The sequence below is a fragment of the Rhodopirellula sp. UH5 genome, assembly GCF_056839225.1.
In genome coordinates, this window is sequence record NZ_CM166390.1 from 2811177 (window position 1) to 2826666 (window position 15490).

The 15490-nt window shown below is 56.1% G+C and carries 13 protein-coding genes; 4 read left to right on the forward strand and 9 right to left on the reverse strand.

The genetic code is table 11. The annotated features are described in order from the left end of the window. The first annotated feature begins 61 nt into the window (after window positions 1–61). Together UH5x_RS10040 and UH5x_RS10045 are read left to right on the forward strand one after the other, a co-directional pair. A complete protein-coding gene (locus tag UH5x_RS10040; protein WP_047815512.1) occupies window positions 62–1099 on the forward strand; it encodes a hypothetical protein in 1038 nt (345 codons plus the stop codon). Window positions 1100–1172: 73 nt separating this feature from the next. After that, the gene (locus UH5x_RS10045; protein WP_047815513.1) at window positions 1173–2522 is read left to right on the forward strand and encodes a polysaccharide biosynthesis/export family protein; all 1350 of its coding nucleotides are present in this window, start codon (window positions 1173–1175) and stop codon (window positions 2520–2522) included. Between the two features lie 90 nt (window positions 2523–2612). Here the strand turns inward: UH5x_RS10045 and UH5x_RS10050 are convergent, their stop codons facing one another. Next, window positions 2613–3308: an RluA family pseudouridine synthase gene (locus tag UH5x_RS10050; protein WP_047815514.1), complete on the reverse strand. Its 696-nt coding sequence runs from the start codon at window positions 3306–3308 to the stop codon at window positions 2613–2615. Window positions 3309–3345: 37 nt separating this feature from the next. Between UH5x_RS10050 and UH5x_RS10055 the strand changes: the two genes are divergently transcribed. Further along, window positions 3346–4839, forward strand: coding sequence for a RecQ family ATP-dependent DNA helicase (locus tag UH5x_RS10055; protein ID WP_482635584.1), 1494 nt, complete (start codon window positions 3346–3348; stop codon window positions 4837–4839). Between the two features lie 8 nt (window positions 4840–4847). On the opposite strand, the gene folP is transcribed toward UH5x_RS10055, so the two are convergent. The 3 genes from folP to UH5x_RS10070 form a co-directional block, all read right to left on the reverse strand. Next, entirely contained in the window at window positions 4848–5759 is a 912-nt protein-coding gene (gene folP, locus UH5x_RS10060; protein WP_482635585.1) for a dihydropteroate synthase, read from the reverse strand. After that, window positions 5756–7102 (reverse strand): coproporphyrinogen-III oxidase family protein, encoded by a 1347-nt coding sequence (locus UH5x_RS10065; protein WP_047815517.1) that lies wholly within the window; start codon window positions 7100–7102, stop codon window positions 5756–5758. The genes folP and UH5x_RS10065 overlap by 4 nt, the downstream gene beginning before the upstream one ends. Before the next feature lie 108 nt (window positions 7103–7210). Continuing rightward, window positions 7211–8551: an outer membrane protein assembly factor BamB family protein gene (locus UH5x_RS10070; protein ID WP_482635586.1), complete on the reverse strand. Its 1341-nt coding sequence runs from the start codon at window positions 8549–8551 to the stop codon at window positions 7211–7213. Between the two features lie 129 nt (window positions 8552–8680). On the opposite strand from UH5x_RS10070, the gene aroE reads away from it, so the two are divergent. Beyond that, complete coding sequence (gene aroE, locus UH5x_RS10075; protein ID WP_047815519.1) at window positions 8681–10171, forward strand: shikimate dehydrogenase; 1491 nt, start codon at window positions 8681–8683, stop codon at window positions 10169–10171. A gap of 316 nt (window positions 10172–10487) precedes the next feature. On the opposite strand, the gene UH5x_RS10080 is transcribed toward aroE, so the two are convergent. The 5 genes from UH5x_RS10080 to UH5x_RS10100 form a co-directional block, all read right to left on the reverse strand. Then, entirely contained in the window at window positions 10488–11615 is a 1128-nt protein-coding gene (locus UH5x_RS10080; protein WP_482635587.1) for a D-TA family PLP-dependent enzyme, read from the reverse strand. A gap of 25 nt (window positions 11616–11640) precedes the next feature. Beyond that, on the reverse strand, window positions 11641–12573 hold the full coding sequence (locus UH5x_RS10085) for a S1C family serine protease (protein ID WP_482635588.1): 933 nt from the start codon (window positions 12571–12573) through the stop codon (window positions 11641–11643). A 302-nt stretch (window positions 12574–12875) separates the two neighbouring features. Continuing rightward, window positions 12876–14372, reverse strand: coding sequence for an RNA polymerase factor sigma-54 (gene rpoN, locus UH5x_RS10090; protein WP_083435015.1), 1497 nt, complete (start codon window positions 14370–14372; stop codon window positions 12876–12878). A 102-nt stretch (window positions 14373–14474) separates the two neighbouring features. Further along, on the reverse strand, window positions 14475–15074 hold the full coding sequence (gene recR / locus UH5x_RS10095) for a recombination mediator RecR (protein WP_047815522.1): 600 nt from the start codon (window positions 15072–15074) through the stop codon (window positions 14475–14477). Next, window positions 15071–15457, reverse strand: coding sequence for a YbaB/EbfC family nucleoid-associated protein (locus UH5x_RS10100; protein ID WP_047815523.1), 387 nt, complete (start codon window positions 15455–15457; stop codon window positions 15071–15073). Before UH5x_RS10100 ends, recR begins: the two co-directional genes overlap by 4 nt. Window positions 15458–15490: the final 33 nt, after the last annotated feature.

Consider the following 15490-nt stretch of genomic DNA (forward strand, 5'->3'; position numbering starts at 1 on the left):
GAAATGTTGCACGCACGAGTCGTGTGATCCAGATAGATCCGCCGCTAGGGGAGCCGGCATTATGACCCAGCTTAATCGACATGACGCGTCCGTCCGCCCGAAGCAATCGAGGCGAAACATCATTCGCCAACGAGCTCAACGAGCCTTCTTGGCGAGTCTTGCGGCAGGCCTTTTGACAACGGGAATGACCGGCTGCACCATCATGGGCGGCCTGTCATCCAAGATGACCCGAAGCGAGTGCGTTGATGACTTCATGGTCTCGCACCGCAACAAGGTCATGGCTTCCAAGGCTTGGTTGCGAAACTCACATTGTCACAAAAACCATCGGCACATGAAGGACCTTCGCAAGGGCTTCATCGAAGGCTACATGGAAGTTGCCACCGGTGGATCGGGATGCACGCCCGCTGTGGTGTCTCCTGACTACTGGGGTTGGAAGCACCAGTCCGGTGATGGTCAAAGTGCCGTGAACGCTTGGTTTGAAGGCTTTCCACTCGGTGTGAAAGCAGCGGAACAAGACGGGATTGGATATTACAACCAAATTCGTATCCAAACGCCGACACGTCCCGCACCTGCCGCGATGACTGGCTCGATGGCGCCCACGCCGGCCGCCGCCGCTCCGCCCGTCGCAACGACCAACGCCCTGCCACCCGGCATCCAACTCGGTGCAGGCGAGACACTCGTGCCAGGCCGAGTCACGTTTGAAGACCCGAATGAACCAGCAGTTGGCTTCCCAGAAGAAGCCCCCGCCAACTTGCCTGTTCCAGTCAAGCAAGCCAGCGAGAAGATGTCGGATCCCAAATCAGACGCCCTGGATGATCCATTCTCTCAAATGACGCCCACTCAACGTCCTTCGGATCACTTTCCAGAAGCGACCGAGTCATTCTTGAGTGATCTTCCCGAGCAAGATACTTCGACGCCGGTTGACCTCGTTCCGAAAGAATTTCAGACACCGGTCAGCACGAACGTCGCCGAACCAACGCAAGACGAAATCGACTCGGTGATCGAGGAGATTTTTGGACGGCCAGATCGTCAGGCCCAATCAAACGAAGCAGTCGAATCGCCTGCAAACAATCAATCGATGCAATTCTTGTTCGATTGATTTCAGACCGTTCCTCAACCACAGACCAGTCCGGGCGGCTTTGCACCCGATTGCACTTTCAGAGAGTTCAAGGATGAACATCAACCTCTTTCAAACCCGAGTGTGGAAACACATTCGCTACACGGTTGGACTTGGCGTTGCCGCGTCGCTGGTCGCTTCATTGACCGGCTGCTCGTCGTTGACCCAGCCAATCGATGGCGTGCCGGCTCACCGCTTGCCACCCGAATTCTTCCCGGCTCCCAAGAACAATCTGGTGCCGGTGGATATCGCGTTGCTATCGCTCGAACCGCCACGTGACTATCAACTTGGCCCGGATGACATCCTCGGCGTCTACATCGAAGGTGTTCTGCCCTTCAACCCGCCGAACACGCCGCCCGAGCCACCTCCGGTCAACTTCCCAGAGCAAGACAGCACTCTGCCGCCATCGATCGGTTACCCCATCGCGGTTCAGGATGACGGCACGCTGTCGCTGCCTCTGATTGAACCCCTGGAGGTCGAAGGGCTGACGCTCGATCAAGTTCGCGAAAAAATTCGTGAGGCTTACATCGACAATGACATCCTGCGAGAAGAAAAAGCTCGCCCGATTGTCACACTCATCAAAGAGCGAACCTACGACGTGATCGTGGTCCGCGAAGATGGACTGGGCGAAAGCAACCAACGTTCACTTCAGGCTCAGTCCAGCGAGTTCATTCGTGGCCGTGACAACTCGGCCAGCGGTGGCTTGGTCAAACTCCCTGCCTACAAGAACGACATTCTGCACGCTCTTGTCGAAACAGGTGGTTTGCCGGGGCTCAATGCCAAAAACGAAGTGCGAGTGTTGCGAGCCAGCGAAGCTGACAAACGCAAGCGAGCTCAGTTCGTCCGAGACTTTTACGCGTCTCAACGCAACGCCATGCTCGATCCCTGTGTCTGCCCGCCTGAACTGCCGCCAGACCCATCGATCCTTCGCATCCCATTGCGATTGCCACCAGGAGTCATTCCCAACATCTCACCGGAAGATGTGGAACTGCAAGACGGTGACATTGTTTACATCGAAAACCGCGAAACGGAAGTCTTCTACACCGGTGGCCAGTTGCCCGGCGGCGAATTCCCGCTCCCTCGTGACTATGACTTGGACGTCCTGGGAGCGATGGCTCTCGCTGGAGGAGGCATCGGACAAACGACCGGTGGCAGTGGATTCGGAGGAGCACGATCGGTTGGCGGAGTCCCACCAGGAATGCTGTATATCTTGCGTCAAACACCTTGCAACGGACAAGTTGCGATCGAGGTGGACCTTGCGAGAGCAGTCAACGACCCGCGAAGCCGTCCACTGGTTCAACCTGGCGACACTTTGATCTTGCAATACAAGTGTGAAGAAGAACTGCTGAACTTCGGCCTCGGTACTTTCTTCACCTACGGTATCCAAGAACTCCTGCGGAACTGATCCTCGATCACCCTCGAGTCAAACGAACGAAACGTCGTCTTCAAATTGGAGACGACGTTTTTTCGTTGCTGGCCCCAGCGACGCTCGATCTCAACGCCCACCCAGCAAACTCGAATCGAGCTTGCTCTTCCAGACCTCAGGAACGGGTGCTTCAAAGGTCAGGCGTTCTTTTTTTGTTGGATGCATGATCGAGAGCCGCCAACTATGAAGCGCGATCCCGGTCGGCCAAGACCGTTCGCTTCCATACTTCGTGTCACCCAAAATGGGAAAGCCGGCCTCCGACCACTGCAGGCGAATTTGGTGCTTCCGGCCAGTCAGCGGTTTGACCTTCAACAGCGTTGAATCGCGTTCGTACCCGGACACGTCAAATTCCAAACGAGCCTCCTTCGCGTCCGCTCTCGGATGATGAGCCACTCGCATGCGATGGGCGGCATCGTCTTTGTAGACATCATCGACTAACACGCCCTGCTGCTGCTCGACCCGTCCCGCCACCACCGCAAGGTAGGTTTTCTTGGCTCCCTCGCCAGAATGGTTCGCGAACTGGGGCGTGAGTCGACTGGCTGCTTTGCTCGTCCGCGCCAAGACGATCACCCCTGAGGTCATCGAATCCAGTCGACTGACAATGCCAAGGTAGACCTTCCCGGGTTTGCTGCAAGTTCGCCGGATGTAGTCACACCCCAACGAATGCAAGGTCGGCTGCCCAGTCGCTCCCATCGTCGCTAACTTAGTGGGCTTGTTCACCACGAGCAAATGATTGTCTTCGTAAATGACATCGACTTCGCTCATGATCTTCGAATCCTCAAATTAGAAAGTTGCGTCGCCGATGGATGGTCCCGCCAACGCGAATTTGAAATCGGACAAGCGTTCGCTTGAGCAAGCCCAACCCATTCTGCGGGATGTATTCGGGCACGAGTCGTTTCGCCCCAGTCAGTCGGCCGTCATCCAACACATTCTCGCGGCAGAGCACGCCATGGTGATCATGCCCACCGGGCGTGGCAAGTCACTGTGCTTTCAAATCCCCGCCTTGCTCGGATCGGGCGACGATCTGACGCTGGTGCTTTCACCACTGATTGCGTTGATGCAAGATCAAGTGGATGGGCTGGTCGCGAAAGGCATCGATGCCACTCTCATCAATTCCTCACTGGATCGGATGGAGCGAGAAAAGCGACAGGAGAAACTGCGTCAGAATCGCTACCGGTTGCTCTACGTCACGCCTGAACGATTCCGGAAGCCTGAGTTCCTCGACGCTATCTCAGGACGAAACATTCAGCTGCTTGCGATCGACGAAGCTCACTGCGTCAGCCAATGGGGGCACGACTTCCGGCCAGACTACAGCCGAATTGCCGACATTCGAAAACAACTTGGATCTCCGACGACCATCGCCCTCACCGCAACCGCCACGGCAGAATGTCGCGCCGACATCGTCGATCAGATCGGACTCGAAGATGGCGACATGCGACTGTTCCACGAAGGAATTGATCGCCCCAACTTGCGAATCGATGTCGAAACAGTGATGGGTGACGACGAAAAGCTCGAACAGATCCTGAAAGCTCTCTCTGAACCGCTGCTTCCGTCACCAACCTCTCAGGCCAGCGGTGGGACGATCCTCTACTTCTCGTTGATCAAGACGTTGACGCGTTTCAGCGACCTGCTCTTGGCGAGATCCATTGATCATGTCTGCTATCACGGCGATCAATCACGCAAGGATCGACGTCGGATTCAAAACCAATTCATGTCGGGCGAACGAGATCTCGTCCTGGCCACGCCTGCTTTTGGCATGGGAGTCGACAAGGAAGACATTCGGCTGGTCGTCCACGTCGAAACCCCAGGTTCCATTGAGTCCTATTACCAAGAGATTGGACGGGCGGGCCGCGACGATCTGCCGAGTCGTTGCCTTTGGCTCTACGATCAAGATGACCTGATGACACAAATGCAGTTCATCGAGTGGGCCAATCCGGATGCCGATTTCTACGATCGCCTGATGTTCTCACTCGAGAACCACGCGGATCGTTGCATCGCGTATGGCCTGGACTGGCTTCGCAACGAACTGCAACGGGTCAGCCCGCATGACCACCGGGTCGACACTGCCCTCGCCATGCTCGACCGGCATGGCGTGGTCGCAGGCCCGCGGGAACCAGAATGCTTCCAATTGATCGGCCCGTTGCCAGAACAATTCCGAAACAACTCGTGGCTCTCAGAGAAACGGCAACGCGATCAAAAACGCCTGTATGCGATGGTTCAGTTTGCTACGACACCGAGTGATGAACGCCAAGCTTTTCTAAACCGCTACTTCTTAGAAGATGCGTCGATCCAATGAATCGTCCATCACGATGCAGCTCTGGCATCCAAGCCACCCGCTGCTTCAAACAAGTCCAAAGCCTGAACGGTTTCCGCCACGTCATGCACACGAATGACATGAGCACCAGCCGCAGCGACTGCCATCGACACCCCCAGCGTGCCAGCCATCGGGTCGTAGTCGTCGCCTGAAAAACGCTCCTTGCTCTGCAACAGCTTCTTGATGAATCCCTTCCGGGAATGCCCAATCAAAATGGGCGTTCCGTGCGAAGCGAAGCGTTGGGTTGCGGTTAACAAGGTAAGATTGTGCTCGTGGGTCTTCCCAAACCCGATTCCGGGATCCAAACAAATACGCTCTGAATCAATCCCAGCGTCCAGACAAGCTTGCCGGCGAGCCAACAAATACTGTTCGATCTCCGCCACGACATCGTCGTAACGAGGATCGTCCTGCATCGTTTGCGGGTTGCCTCGCATGTGCATCACGCAGACGCCTGCCGATGTTTCAACGGCCACCGCAGGCATCATGGAATCACCTTCCAAACCCGTCACGTCGTTGATGATCTCTGCGCCGGCGTGGATTGCGGCTCGCGCAACGGAGGCTTTGCTGGTGTCGATGCTGATGGGGATGGTCAACTGACTCGCCAACCGCTCAATCACTGGCACAACACGGCGTTCTTCGGTCTCCGCATTCACCGGATCGCTGTAGGGACGCGTGCTCTCACCGCCGATGTCAATCAAGTCGGCTCCCGCGGATTGCATTTCCAACGCAACGTTGACCGCATCCGCCAAAGTCTTCTCACTCGCAAGTTGCTCACCTGCAGAAACGAAGCGGCCACCGTCTGAAAAGCTATCCGGCGTGACGTTCAAAATCCCCATCACGAGCGGACGTCGGCCGATTTCCAAGCAACGCCGAGACGTCCGCCACACCGCGCGTCGGATCATGTGTAGCGAACGTTCTGGTGCTCAGGCTCAAAGAATGCCGGCAGCAATGAATCCACTCGCAGCAACCCCTCACGAGTCAAACGAACCTCATCGGGATGCACTTCTGCCAGGCCTTCTTCCACGTAACCATCCCAAACCGATTTCCAATCCTCCACGATATCAACGCCAAACTTGGATTGGAAATAGTCCCGTTCGAGGAAACCGCGTTTCAGCAACAAAATCATTTCGCGAATCAACGCTTGGTGCTCGGTCGGAACAAATCCGCGGCCGAGCGGCAACTTCCCTTCCTCAATCGCGCCGAGGTACTGCTCCATGTGGGGCAGGTTTTGGTAGTGAGCGCCCGCTGCGTGGCCAAAGCTAGCGATGCCAGTTGCTAACAGGTCGGCACCTCGCCAGAGATTGTCACGGTAAGAGAAGTTCACTTTCCCGGTGTCTTTGACCAACGTGTAAGCGCTGCTGACTTTGTATCCTGCTGATGTCATCTCATCGAAGGCGTAGCTGACCCAGTCGCGTTTGGTCTGCCAGTCAGCCACCGGGCTGTCAATTTTGTTGCCCAAGATATCGGCGCTGTAAACCGTGTTGAACGGCAGTTCCATTTGGTAGATCGTCACGCTTTCTGGCGACATGTCGATCGTGCGACGAATGTTGTCTCGCCAGTTCTCCCATGTCTCACCCACCATTCCCGAGATCAGGTCAATGTTCACATTGGGGAACTGAGCCGCTTCAATCCACTCCCAAGCCGCGAAAACTTGTTTTGAGAGGTGAGCCCGACCGTTCTCTTCCAACAACTTGTCGGAGAAGTTTTCAATTCCCAAGCTCAACCGGGTCACACCCAATTGCTCACGCAATGTCTTGACTTTGGTCTCACTCAGCGTGCCTGGTTCACATTCAAAGGTGACTTCTTCGGCACCATCCCAAGTGATGTGCTCGCGCAAACGATCGGCGAGCTTGGTCAATTGTTTGGGCGAAAGAAAACTGGGCGTCCCACCGCCGAAGTAAACAAACCGAAACGGGCGATCACCCATCACCGGCAGTTGACTGACCATCGAAATCTCGTTGCACAACGCATCGACGTAGCGTTGAACTTCTTGAGCTTTCACGTCCGTGAAAACTTTGAAGTAACAAAACTTACAACGCTTTCGACAAAACGGGATGTGCAGATACAGCCCCAACGGATTCTCGCTGGTCGGTGCGGAATCCATGCGTTGCTTCACGTCATCGAGCGAATCCGCTTTCCACTGGCTGTAGGGCGGGTAATTGCTGATGAAGTAGCTGCCGACTTCCGTCTTGCTACCTTCCGGCTTTTTTTCGCGAGACTCGTCCTGGGTCGATGCAGTCGTCATAAAATTCCCGTTTGCGTGCGAATGATCAGTTTCAGAATAGTCGATTCGCTGCTCACACCGAACCGGTGAGCCTCGAATCCTGGCCAAAAACGCTTCGGTAAAGAAGCCTTACTTGGGCCCAAAGCTGCGTACCATGCCTTCATCGTCCGCGATGACCAAACGCCCCCCCACAATGGCAGGCTCACCGATGAAGGCACCGCGAATTTCGAAATCCCACTTTTCTCGTCCGTCAAGGAGCGCCAAACGCACGAGTCGGCCGTCCGTCGATGCGATCCAAACATCCTCGCCCGCAATCACAGGGGAAGCGTCCGCACGCCGTTTCAAAGTCACCCTCCATCGAAGTTGGCCAGTTTCGCGTTCAATCGCATCCACCGTTTTGTTGCGACTGGTCACGACAACCACTTCGTCGGTGACCGCGACGCTGCCGCGGTATTCCTGGCTTCGATCGGGATCACTGTATTCCCACGTCGGCTCGACGGGAGCATCCGAATCGTTTGATGGTGAGAACGCGTACAGCACGCCATCCATGATCGGAACAAACAATTCCCCTCCCTGAATCGCGGGTGTACTGCCCGTTGGGCCTCCCAATGGAATCGCTTCCCGTGAGGCCTTGCCGGTGCTCAGGTCCACCACATGCAACCCGCCATCGCATCCGCCCAGGTAAGTCTTCCCATCGCCGATGGTCGCGCCACAGCGGATTTGGTCGCCAGTTTCATACTTCCAAATCAGCTCGCCCGAATCCAAAGCAAAACAATACAAACTGCCATCCTGGCTGGTGACCAACACCCGCGGCTGCAATTCAATCTCCCCTGCTGAATCAGGCCGGCGCAACACGTAGAAAGAAGGCGACGCGCTGATTTCGCCACCGGTCAAGCTTTTCCAAAGCTGCTCCCCTGAGACAGGATCCCAAGCGACCACATTGCCTTCGACATCTCCCGAAACCAAAACAGGCGACAGGTTTTCGGCCCACGATTGAATTCCTGCCGGTTGCAAAGGACTGGTATTCGCCGGCAGGTCGCTCGCATCCAGAACATTCACAGCTCCCACAGACGGGCGAACGTCCAGGGGCAAGAACAGGGCAGGCGAAGCGACGAACCCCGTCTCCAACTCGTGCCGCCACATCGACTTTCCCGTTGAAAGCGAGATGGCTTCGAGACCGCCCATCACATCCACCACGAAAACGTGGTTGCCATCGCTCACGGGAGCGGACTCAATCGCTTCCGCGGTCTTGGTTTCCCATTGCAGCACCAACTCTTCCGCCAATCCGGTCGCTCGTGCTCCGGTCCCGGCGAAGTTCCCACGTGCCGTTGGCCAAACCGGCGAAACAACATCTTCTGCGAATGCCGCAGGCAGAACGCATCCGCTTAGTAACACAGCGAGACAACAACCGACTCGAATCATGGCGGGAACCTTTTTTGCGGATGCGGTGTCTTGAAAGCAGTGAATCATCGTCCATTCAGCACATTTTGTGTGTTTCTGGTTGGCCTCCCGTACTGCCCAGCAGAACGCTGCCGACTATTATAACGACCAGGCGAAGTCTCGCCCCCATCTGCCCTCATTCACGACCACCGAAGTTTTATGATTTGTGTCAGTCTCGGCCGTGCCCGCCACAAACGCATGATCGCCGAACACCAGTACTTGGTCGAACAAGGCGCCCAGCTCGTTGAATTGCGTCTGGATTACATTTCGCGCGCAGTGGACCTGAAACGATTACTCAATGACCGTCCCGGGCCCGTGGTCGCCACGGTTCGTCGCAAAGAGGACGGCGGGCGATGGGAACGATCCGAGCAAGATCGCCTCATGCTGCTACGCAGTGTCATTGCAGCGGGAGCCGAATACGTCGACATCGAAGCCGATATCGCCTCGCAAATCCCACGATACGGCAACACCAAGCGAATCATCAGCTACCACGACTTCAGTGGCACACCTGAAAATCTCGACGAACTGCACGAGGCGATGGCAGCCGAAGACGCCGACATCGTCAAAATCGCCTGCATGGCAAATTCATTTTCGGACAACATCCGAATGATCAACCTCTGCAAGAACGCCAAGATCCCAACAATCGGGATCTGCATGGGCGAGATCGGCATGCTGACCCGGATCCTCGCCAACCGCGTCGGATCACCCTTCACCTACGCGACGTTCAGCTCGGACAAAAAACTTGCTCCGGGCCAATTGAACTGGAAGGAAATGAACAGCGTCTATCACTACGAAACGATCAAAGAAGACACCGCGTTGTTCGGCGTGATCGCAGACCCCGTCGCCCATAGCCACAGCCCGCTGATTCACAACGCAGCCTTTGTCGACGCGGGGCTGAATGCTCGCTACCTGCCTTTGCGGGTGCCCAAGGATGACCTGCCTTCGTTCATGAACACCTGCACGGACCTCGGCATCCAAGGCATCAGCATCACGATTCCCCACAAGGAATCAGCTCTCCAGTACTGCACACAAGCCGAATCGGCCGCCACTGGCATCGGTGCGATCAACACGATGGTCTTCAACGGGGACGATCGCCTCGGATACAACACCGACTATCGAGCTGCGATGGATTGCATCGAAGAAGCATTCAATATCGAACGGGGCACCGAGAATTCCCTGCAAGGAAAAACGGCACTGATCCTAGGAGCCGGCGGCGTTTCGCGAGCCATCGCGTGGGGACTGCGGCAACGCAAGTGCGACGTCACCATCAGCTCTCGAACCCGGGAACGCGCTGAGATGTTGGCCGCTGACATCGGTTGCCATGTCGTCGACTGGGAAGAACGCCACGACACGAAAGTCCAACTGCTCATCAATGGGACTCCAATCGGCATGCACCCAGATGTCGACAACACCCCGTTCAACCAGTCCGCTCTGAACCAGTTCATGGTTGTCTTCGACACGGTTTACAACCCCGAAAACACGCTGCTGATCAAACAAGCGAAACAGAAACAATCTCGCGTGATCACTGGTGTGGACATGTTCGTCCGCCAAGCCGCGTATCAGTTCAAACTCTTCACCGGCCAAGAAGCTTCGATCGAACTGATGCGAAAGAAGATCAAAGAAGCCACGAACCCAGTCCAGCTGAACTAAGAGCCCTCACCTTCAGAGGTCGCGCCGGTTTTAAATGCTGAGCCTGTAGCGTCTTGAGAACCCCGCCCGACGAAGTTGGGAGGGGTCGGAAAGCGAGCGTTCAGCGAGCTTTTCGGGGGAGGGCGGTGCGAACCGCTTCCCGTGCCCGGACCCTTCCTCGCGTACGCCTGAACGGCGTCGCTCGCCCTCTCCCCCAAAACTTCGTTTCGGGAGAGGTGCATCGTGCGGAAACCCGCTGAAAAACCGTGTCAAAAAACGGCATGACCTCTTCCGTGAAAGTGGCAACGGTCGGTCGATCCGACGGTTAGATCGCCAGCTAAATCGTCAGCTTGCGATCGCGAGCCACCACCTTCCATTGCTCGCTCACACGATGATCCCGCACGCATTCCGCATGCTGATGCAACGCGACCGTCGGACAAATGTGCACCGGGACGCCGTAGAGCACATCGCCACAGCGGAGCGAACCGCGTTCCTTGGTCTGCAAAACCAGGTGCTCTTCATTGTGACCAACCACCTCGTGCTCCTCCTCCCAGTTCAACCACTGGACGCGTGGAAGTGGCATCTCCGACGCAATCGCTTTGTGACCGAGATCGAGGCAAACGTGCGACTCCGTGGGCCGACTGATCACGCGGGTCATCACAACTGCCGCGGGCTCGAAAGGCATTGCAGGAGAGAAGGTCGGCTGCCCCGCGTCCCACAACACCGTCGTCCCGGCGCCCGTTTCGATTTCAAGTTGCCGAGCCCGTGCCTCCGCCTGCCAAAAACTGGCGGTGGGCGTCCCTCCCGCAACCAATCTCGGCTGGGTTTCAGAGTCGTGCTGCCACTCCGCGAGCCACGCCCAAAACGGCTTCATGACGTCATCGAACTGTTGCTTCAAACGCTCGGCATCCTTGTCATGCAAGTGACCGTCGTAGACGTGAATCCCAGCGAAAGCAACATGCTCCCTCGACAACAGAGATCGAACCAAATCCGTTGCGGCAGCGGATGGCGTGATGCCGGTTCGGTTCATGCCAACGTTGACGTCCAACCAGACGCTTCCGCAGACACCGGCCCCTTGAAACGCATTTTCAAGTTGCTCCAACACCGCAGGTTCATCCACCAAGCACGAGAACAAACAACCGGGATAGCGTTTGATCAGCTTCACCAAACGCTGAATATTTGGTCCCACTGGCTGCACGGCAAGCAGAACATCCTTGGCCCCGGCTTCGGCGGTCATCTCAGCTTCTGCAATCGTCGCCGTCTTGAACCGAGTGATCCCCGCGGCAATGTTCATCTGGGTGATGGCGGGCATCTTGTGAGTTTTCACATGGGGCCGCAGACGATCGGAACTTCCCGCCATTTCGATCATCCGATCTAAGTTGGCTTGAACTCGATCGGGGTAGACCAACAACGCTGGCGAATTGACTTCATCGAGATTGTCCGTTTCGTACCAGGGACGCGACATGGGGGCAGGGGAACGAGAAATCCGATCAGTCCAATGTTTCGAGTTCAACTGGCAAAACCAATTCAGTACCTTGGCGGAGCACCGTGACGTCAACCACGTCACCACGCTCGTAGTTCTCAAAAATCAGCGTCAAATCCGCCGTCGAAGTGACCTGATGATTGTCCACCGCCACAATGATATCGCCCAGCACGATGTCCCCGAAGCGGGTTCGACGCGTCGGCATCAATCCTGCCTCCGCAGCGCTGCTGGCATCAGGCACCTCCAGAATCAAGACGCCCGGCGGCAACTTGAACCGCTTGCTCATTGAATCGCTGGCAACCGTGATTGCGATTCCGGGGCGGATGATTCGCCCGTGTTCAATCAACTCGGGAACCACCCAACGAACCGTGTCGACAGGAATCGCGAATCCGATTCCGGCGTAAGCTCCCGAGGGGCTGTAGATCGCTGTGTTGACGCCAATCAATTGCCCCGAACGATCCAACAACGGCCCGCCACTGTTGCCAGGGTTGATCGCCGCGTCGGTTTGAATCACATCCTTGATTGGGATCCCCGAGTCCGACTTGATTTCGCGACCGAGCGCACTGATGACGCCCGTCGTGAGGGTCTGATCCAATCCGAAAGGGTTGCCAATCGCAAGCGCGGTCCGCCCCACTTCCAAATCAGCTGAGACACCTCGCGGGATAGGACGAAGCCGTTTCGCAGGGGCATCGATTCGCAACACGGCAAGATCTTTGTCCGGGGCAACGCCCACCAATTTCGCCGGAAAGCTGGTTTGATCATCAAACGCGACCATCGCCACGTCGGCGTTTTGAATGACATGATTGTTGGTCACGATGTGCCCGACTTTGTCCCAAACAAATCCGGTCCCACTGCCCTGCGGTATCTCCTGCAAGTTCATGCTGAGGAAATCGCGAGCCACCTTGGAGGTCGTGATGTGGACGACCGATGGTGATGTCACCCGGAACAGTTCAATCGTCCGCGACTCAGAATCCGGCGTTTCGCTTGCTGCGGAAATGCCCATCGTTTCGCGAGCGACCTCGCCCTCATTCGCCGTCCGCTCCACTACATACGAATTGCGTCGCGTGGCGGTCTCAGTGGATCCGCTTCCACTTGAACGCGTCCCTGGAGAAGTGACCTCTATCGATGGTTGCAAAGACCGATCGACCTCAGAACGGCGAACCAGAAGTGCGATGACCAGGAGTATCAAACTCACATTCATCACCACCAAGCCAACGAAAAGAGATCGTTTCAAAGCGGACATCACGAAGCGGTGAGACTCCAATCGCGTCGCTGTCGACTGCTGGGAATGCCCATCTTTTTCCGATACTTGGTGACGGTTCGGCGAGCGACCGTCATCCCGGCTTTCTTCAACTCGTCAACCAGATTCTCGTCGCTGTATGGTTTGCTCTTGTCCTCTTTGTCGATCAATTCTTGAAGCTTCAAACGGATCGTGTCCCAGGCAACATCCTCCCCATCCTCGGTTTGGGTACCGCCGACGAAGAAACGACGCAGCGGAAGAATCCCTCGCGGGGTTTGAATCCATTTGTCATCCACTGCACGACTCACCGTCGTCACGTGAACCCCCACTTTGTCAGCGATTTGCTGCATTTTCAAAGGTTCAATTGCCTCAGGACCTTCATCGAGAAACCGCTTTTGGTGCTCCACGATGGCTTCCGAGACTCGGGTCAGAGTGCTTCGGCGTTGCTCGATCGAGTCGATCAACCACTGCGCGCCGTTGATCTTTTGCTTGATGAACTCACGCTCGGCATCCGAGCAATCGGAGGCTTGCAAACGACGCCGGTAGTACTCGCTGATGAACAGTGTTGGAACTCGGTCGTCGTCCAGACGAACACGATATTCGCCGGATTCATCCTGCTCCAGAATGATGTCCGGTGTCACGTTGGGAACGTACGTCTCCAAAAACGCAGCACCCGGTTTCGGATTCAAGAGATGCAACTCTTCACGCAACTCCTGGATCAGCTCAATCGAGAATCCAGTCTTCTTCGAAATCTGTGGCAGACGGTTTTCTGCCAGGTCATTCAGATGCCCCCGAATCAGGATCGACAACTCGTCGAAATGCTCGATTGACGAGTCCAACTGCGCAATCAAACATTCGCTCAAATTGCGAGCGGCAATGCCACTTGGCTCAAGGGACTGCACCACCGCCAGTGCTTCTTCAGCTTTCTCGTAGTCTTCCTTTGAATGTCCGGAGGGAAGCAAATCAGCCAACGGCATCCGCAAGTAACCACCGTCCGATGCATTCAGCGTGCTGATGATCCGCTCAGCGATTTGCTCCACCTCATCATCGATGTCCATCTCAGCGAGTTGGTGCAGCAGATAATCGTTCAGCGACTCAGGACGCGACTGGGCATTCGCCATCATGTCGTGACGACGGTCCGCGTCATCCGACATGCGGTTGGCACTCTGCCGAAAGGAATCATCGAAGGTGCTCGGCAGATCCGAATCCATGTTCAACAGACGCTCAAAGTCGTCTTTGTTGTCATGGTCGTTGTCGACCACCAATTCCTTCTCGTTCTCGCTGCGTGTGTCCTTGTCGGGGACCTCGTCGTCACCTTCATCCGGATTCAAAGGATCTCCGGTTTGCTGCTCCAGCAACGGATTCTCGTTCATCTCCTGCTCGATGCGTTCCTGCAATGCCAACGTGGGCATCTGCAGGATCTCCATCGACTGGATCATCCGTGGCGCGAGTTTTTGGACTTGGCTTTGCCGGGCTTGTAGCCCCACTGACATCCGCATGAGAATCTTTTCTGAAATGCGTGACGTGAATCAAATGGTAGATCGCCCCTCAGAGAAGACCGAGTGAGCGAATTCGATGCCAATTCATCACTGGCGTCCAGATTATAACCGCTGCCTACCCGTCAACGCATCAGCAATTATTTCGCGATTGGCATATTCCAGGACGCTGCCGGAAGTGATCCCGCGAGCCAAACGCGTGATTTCCACCGGAAATTCCTGCATTAAATTCGACAAATACAGGGACGTGCCATCACCCTCGACCGTCGGATTGGTCGCCATGATGATCTCAGAAAAATTTCCTGTCCGCACCCGCTCCACCAGTGAATCAATGGTCAATTGGTCGGGTGTGATCCCATCCAGGGGTGCGATCCGGCCAAGCAACACGTGATACAACCCCGCGTAGACCCCCGACGCATCGAGACTGAGCAGGTCACGCGGTTGCTCGACGACACACAACCGAGTGGCATCGCGTTTGGGGTCAGCACAGATCCGGCACAGCTCGGTCTCGGACAGGTTGTAACAAACCGAGCAATAACGAACGTCGGTGCGAACACGACGAATCGCGGACGCTAGCGCCAACGCCTCATCCTCATGGACTCGCAACAAATGGAACGCCAATCTTTCAGCGCTTTTGCGACCGATCCCTGGAAGCTTGCTGAGCTGGTCCACTAAATCGGATACCGCACCGGCATGCCCGCTCATCCATTGCCACCCGTCAGGCTCGTCAGCAAGCCATCGACACCGGGCATGTTCAAATCCATGTCCGATGCAAGCTGACTGATCGCACTGGCGTACAACTGCTTGGCAGCTGCACCGGCCGCGTTGGTCGCATCGCGAATGGCGTGCTGCAGATCTTCGGGGGCAACCACTTCGCTGCCACCGACACCCAAGATCTCGGGTGCAATCTCCACCGATTGGACTTCACCGATCCCATTCATGACCACTTCCACGTGATTGCAAGACGAACTTGCTGAGACACGTTCGCTGCGCATCTGGTCATTGAGCTCCTGCATTTTCTGCGGGATTTCTTGCAGCTTGCCAACCATCGAAGCGATGTTGCCGAGATTGCCGAGGCCTTTGAACATGGGACCAATCCAGTGGAACGAGAGTCAGGGAGA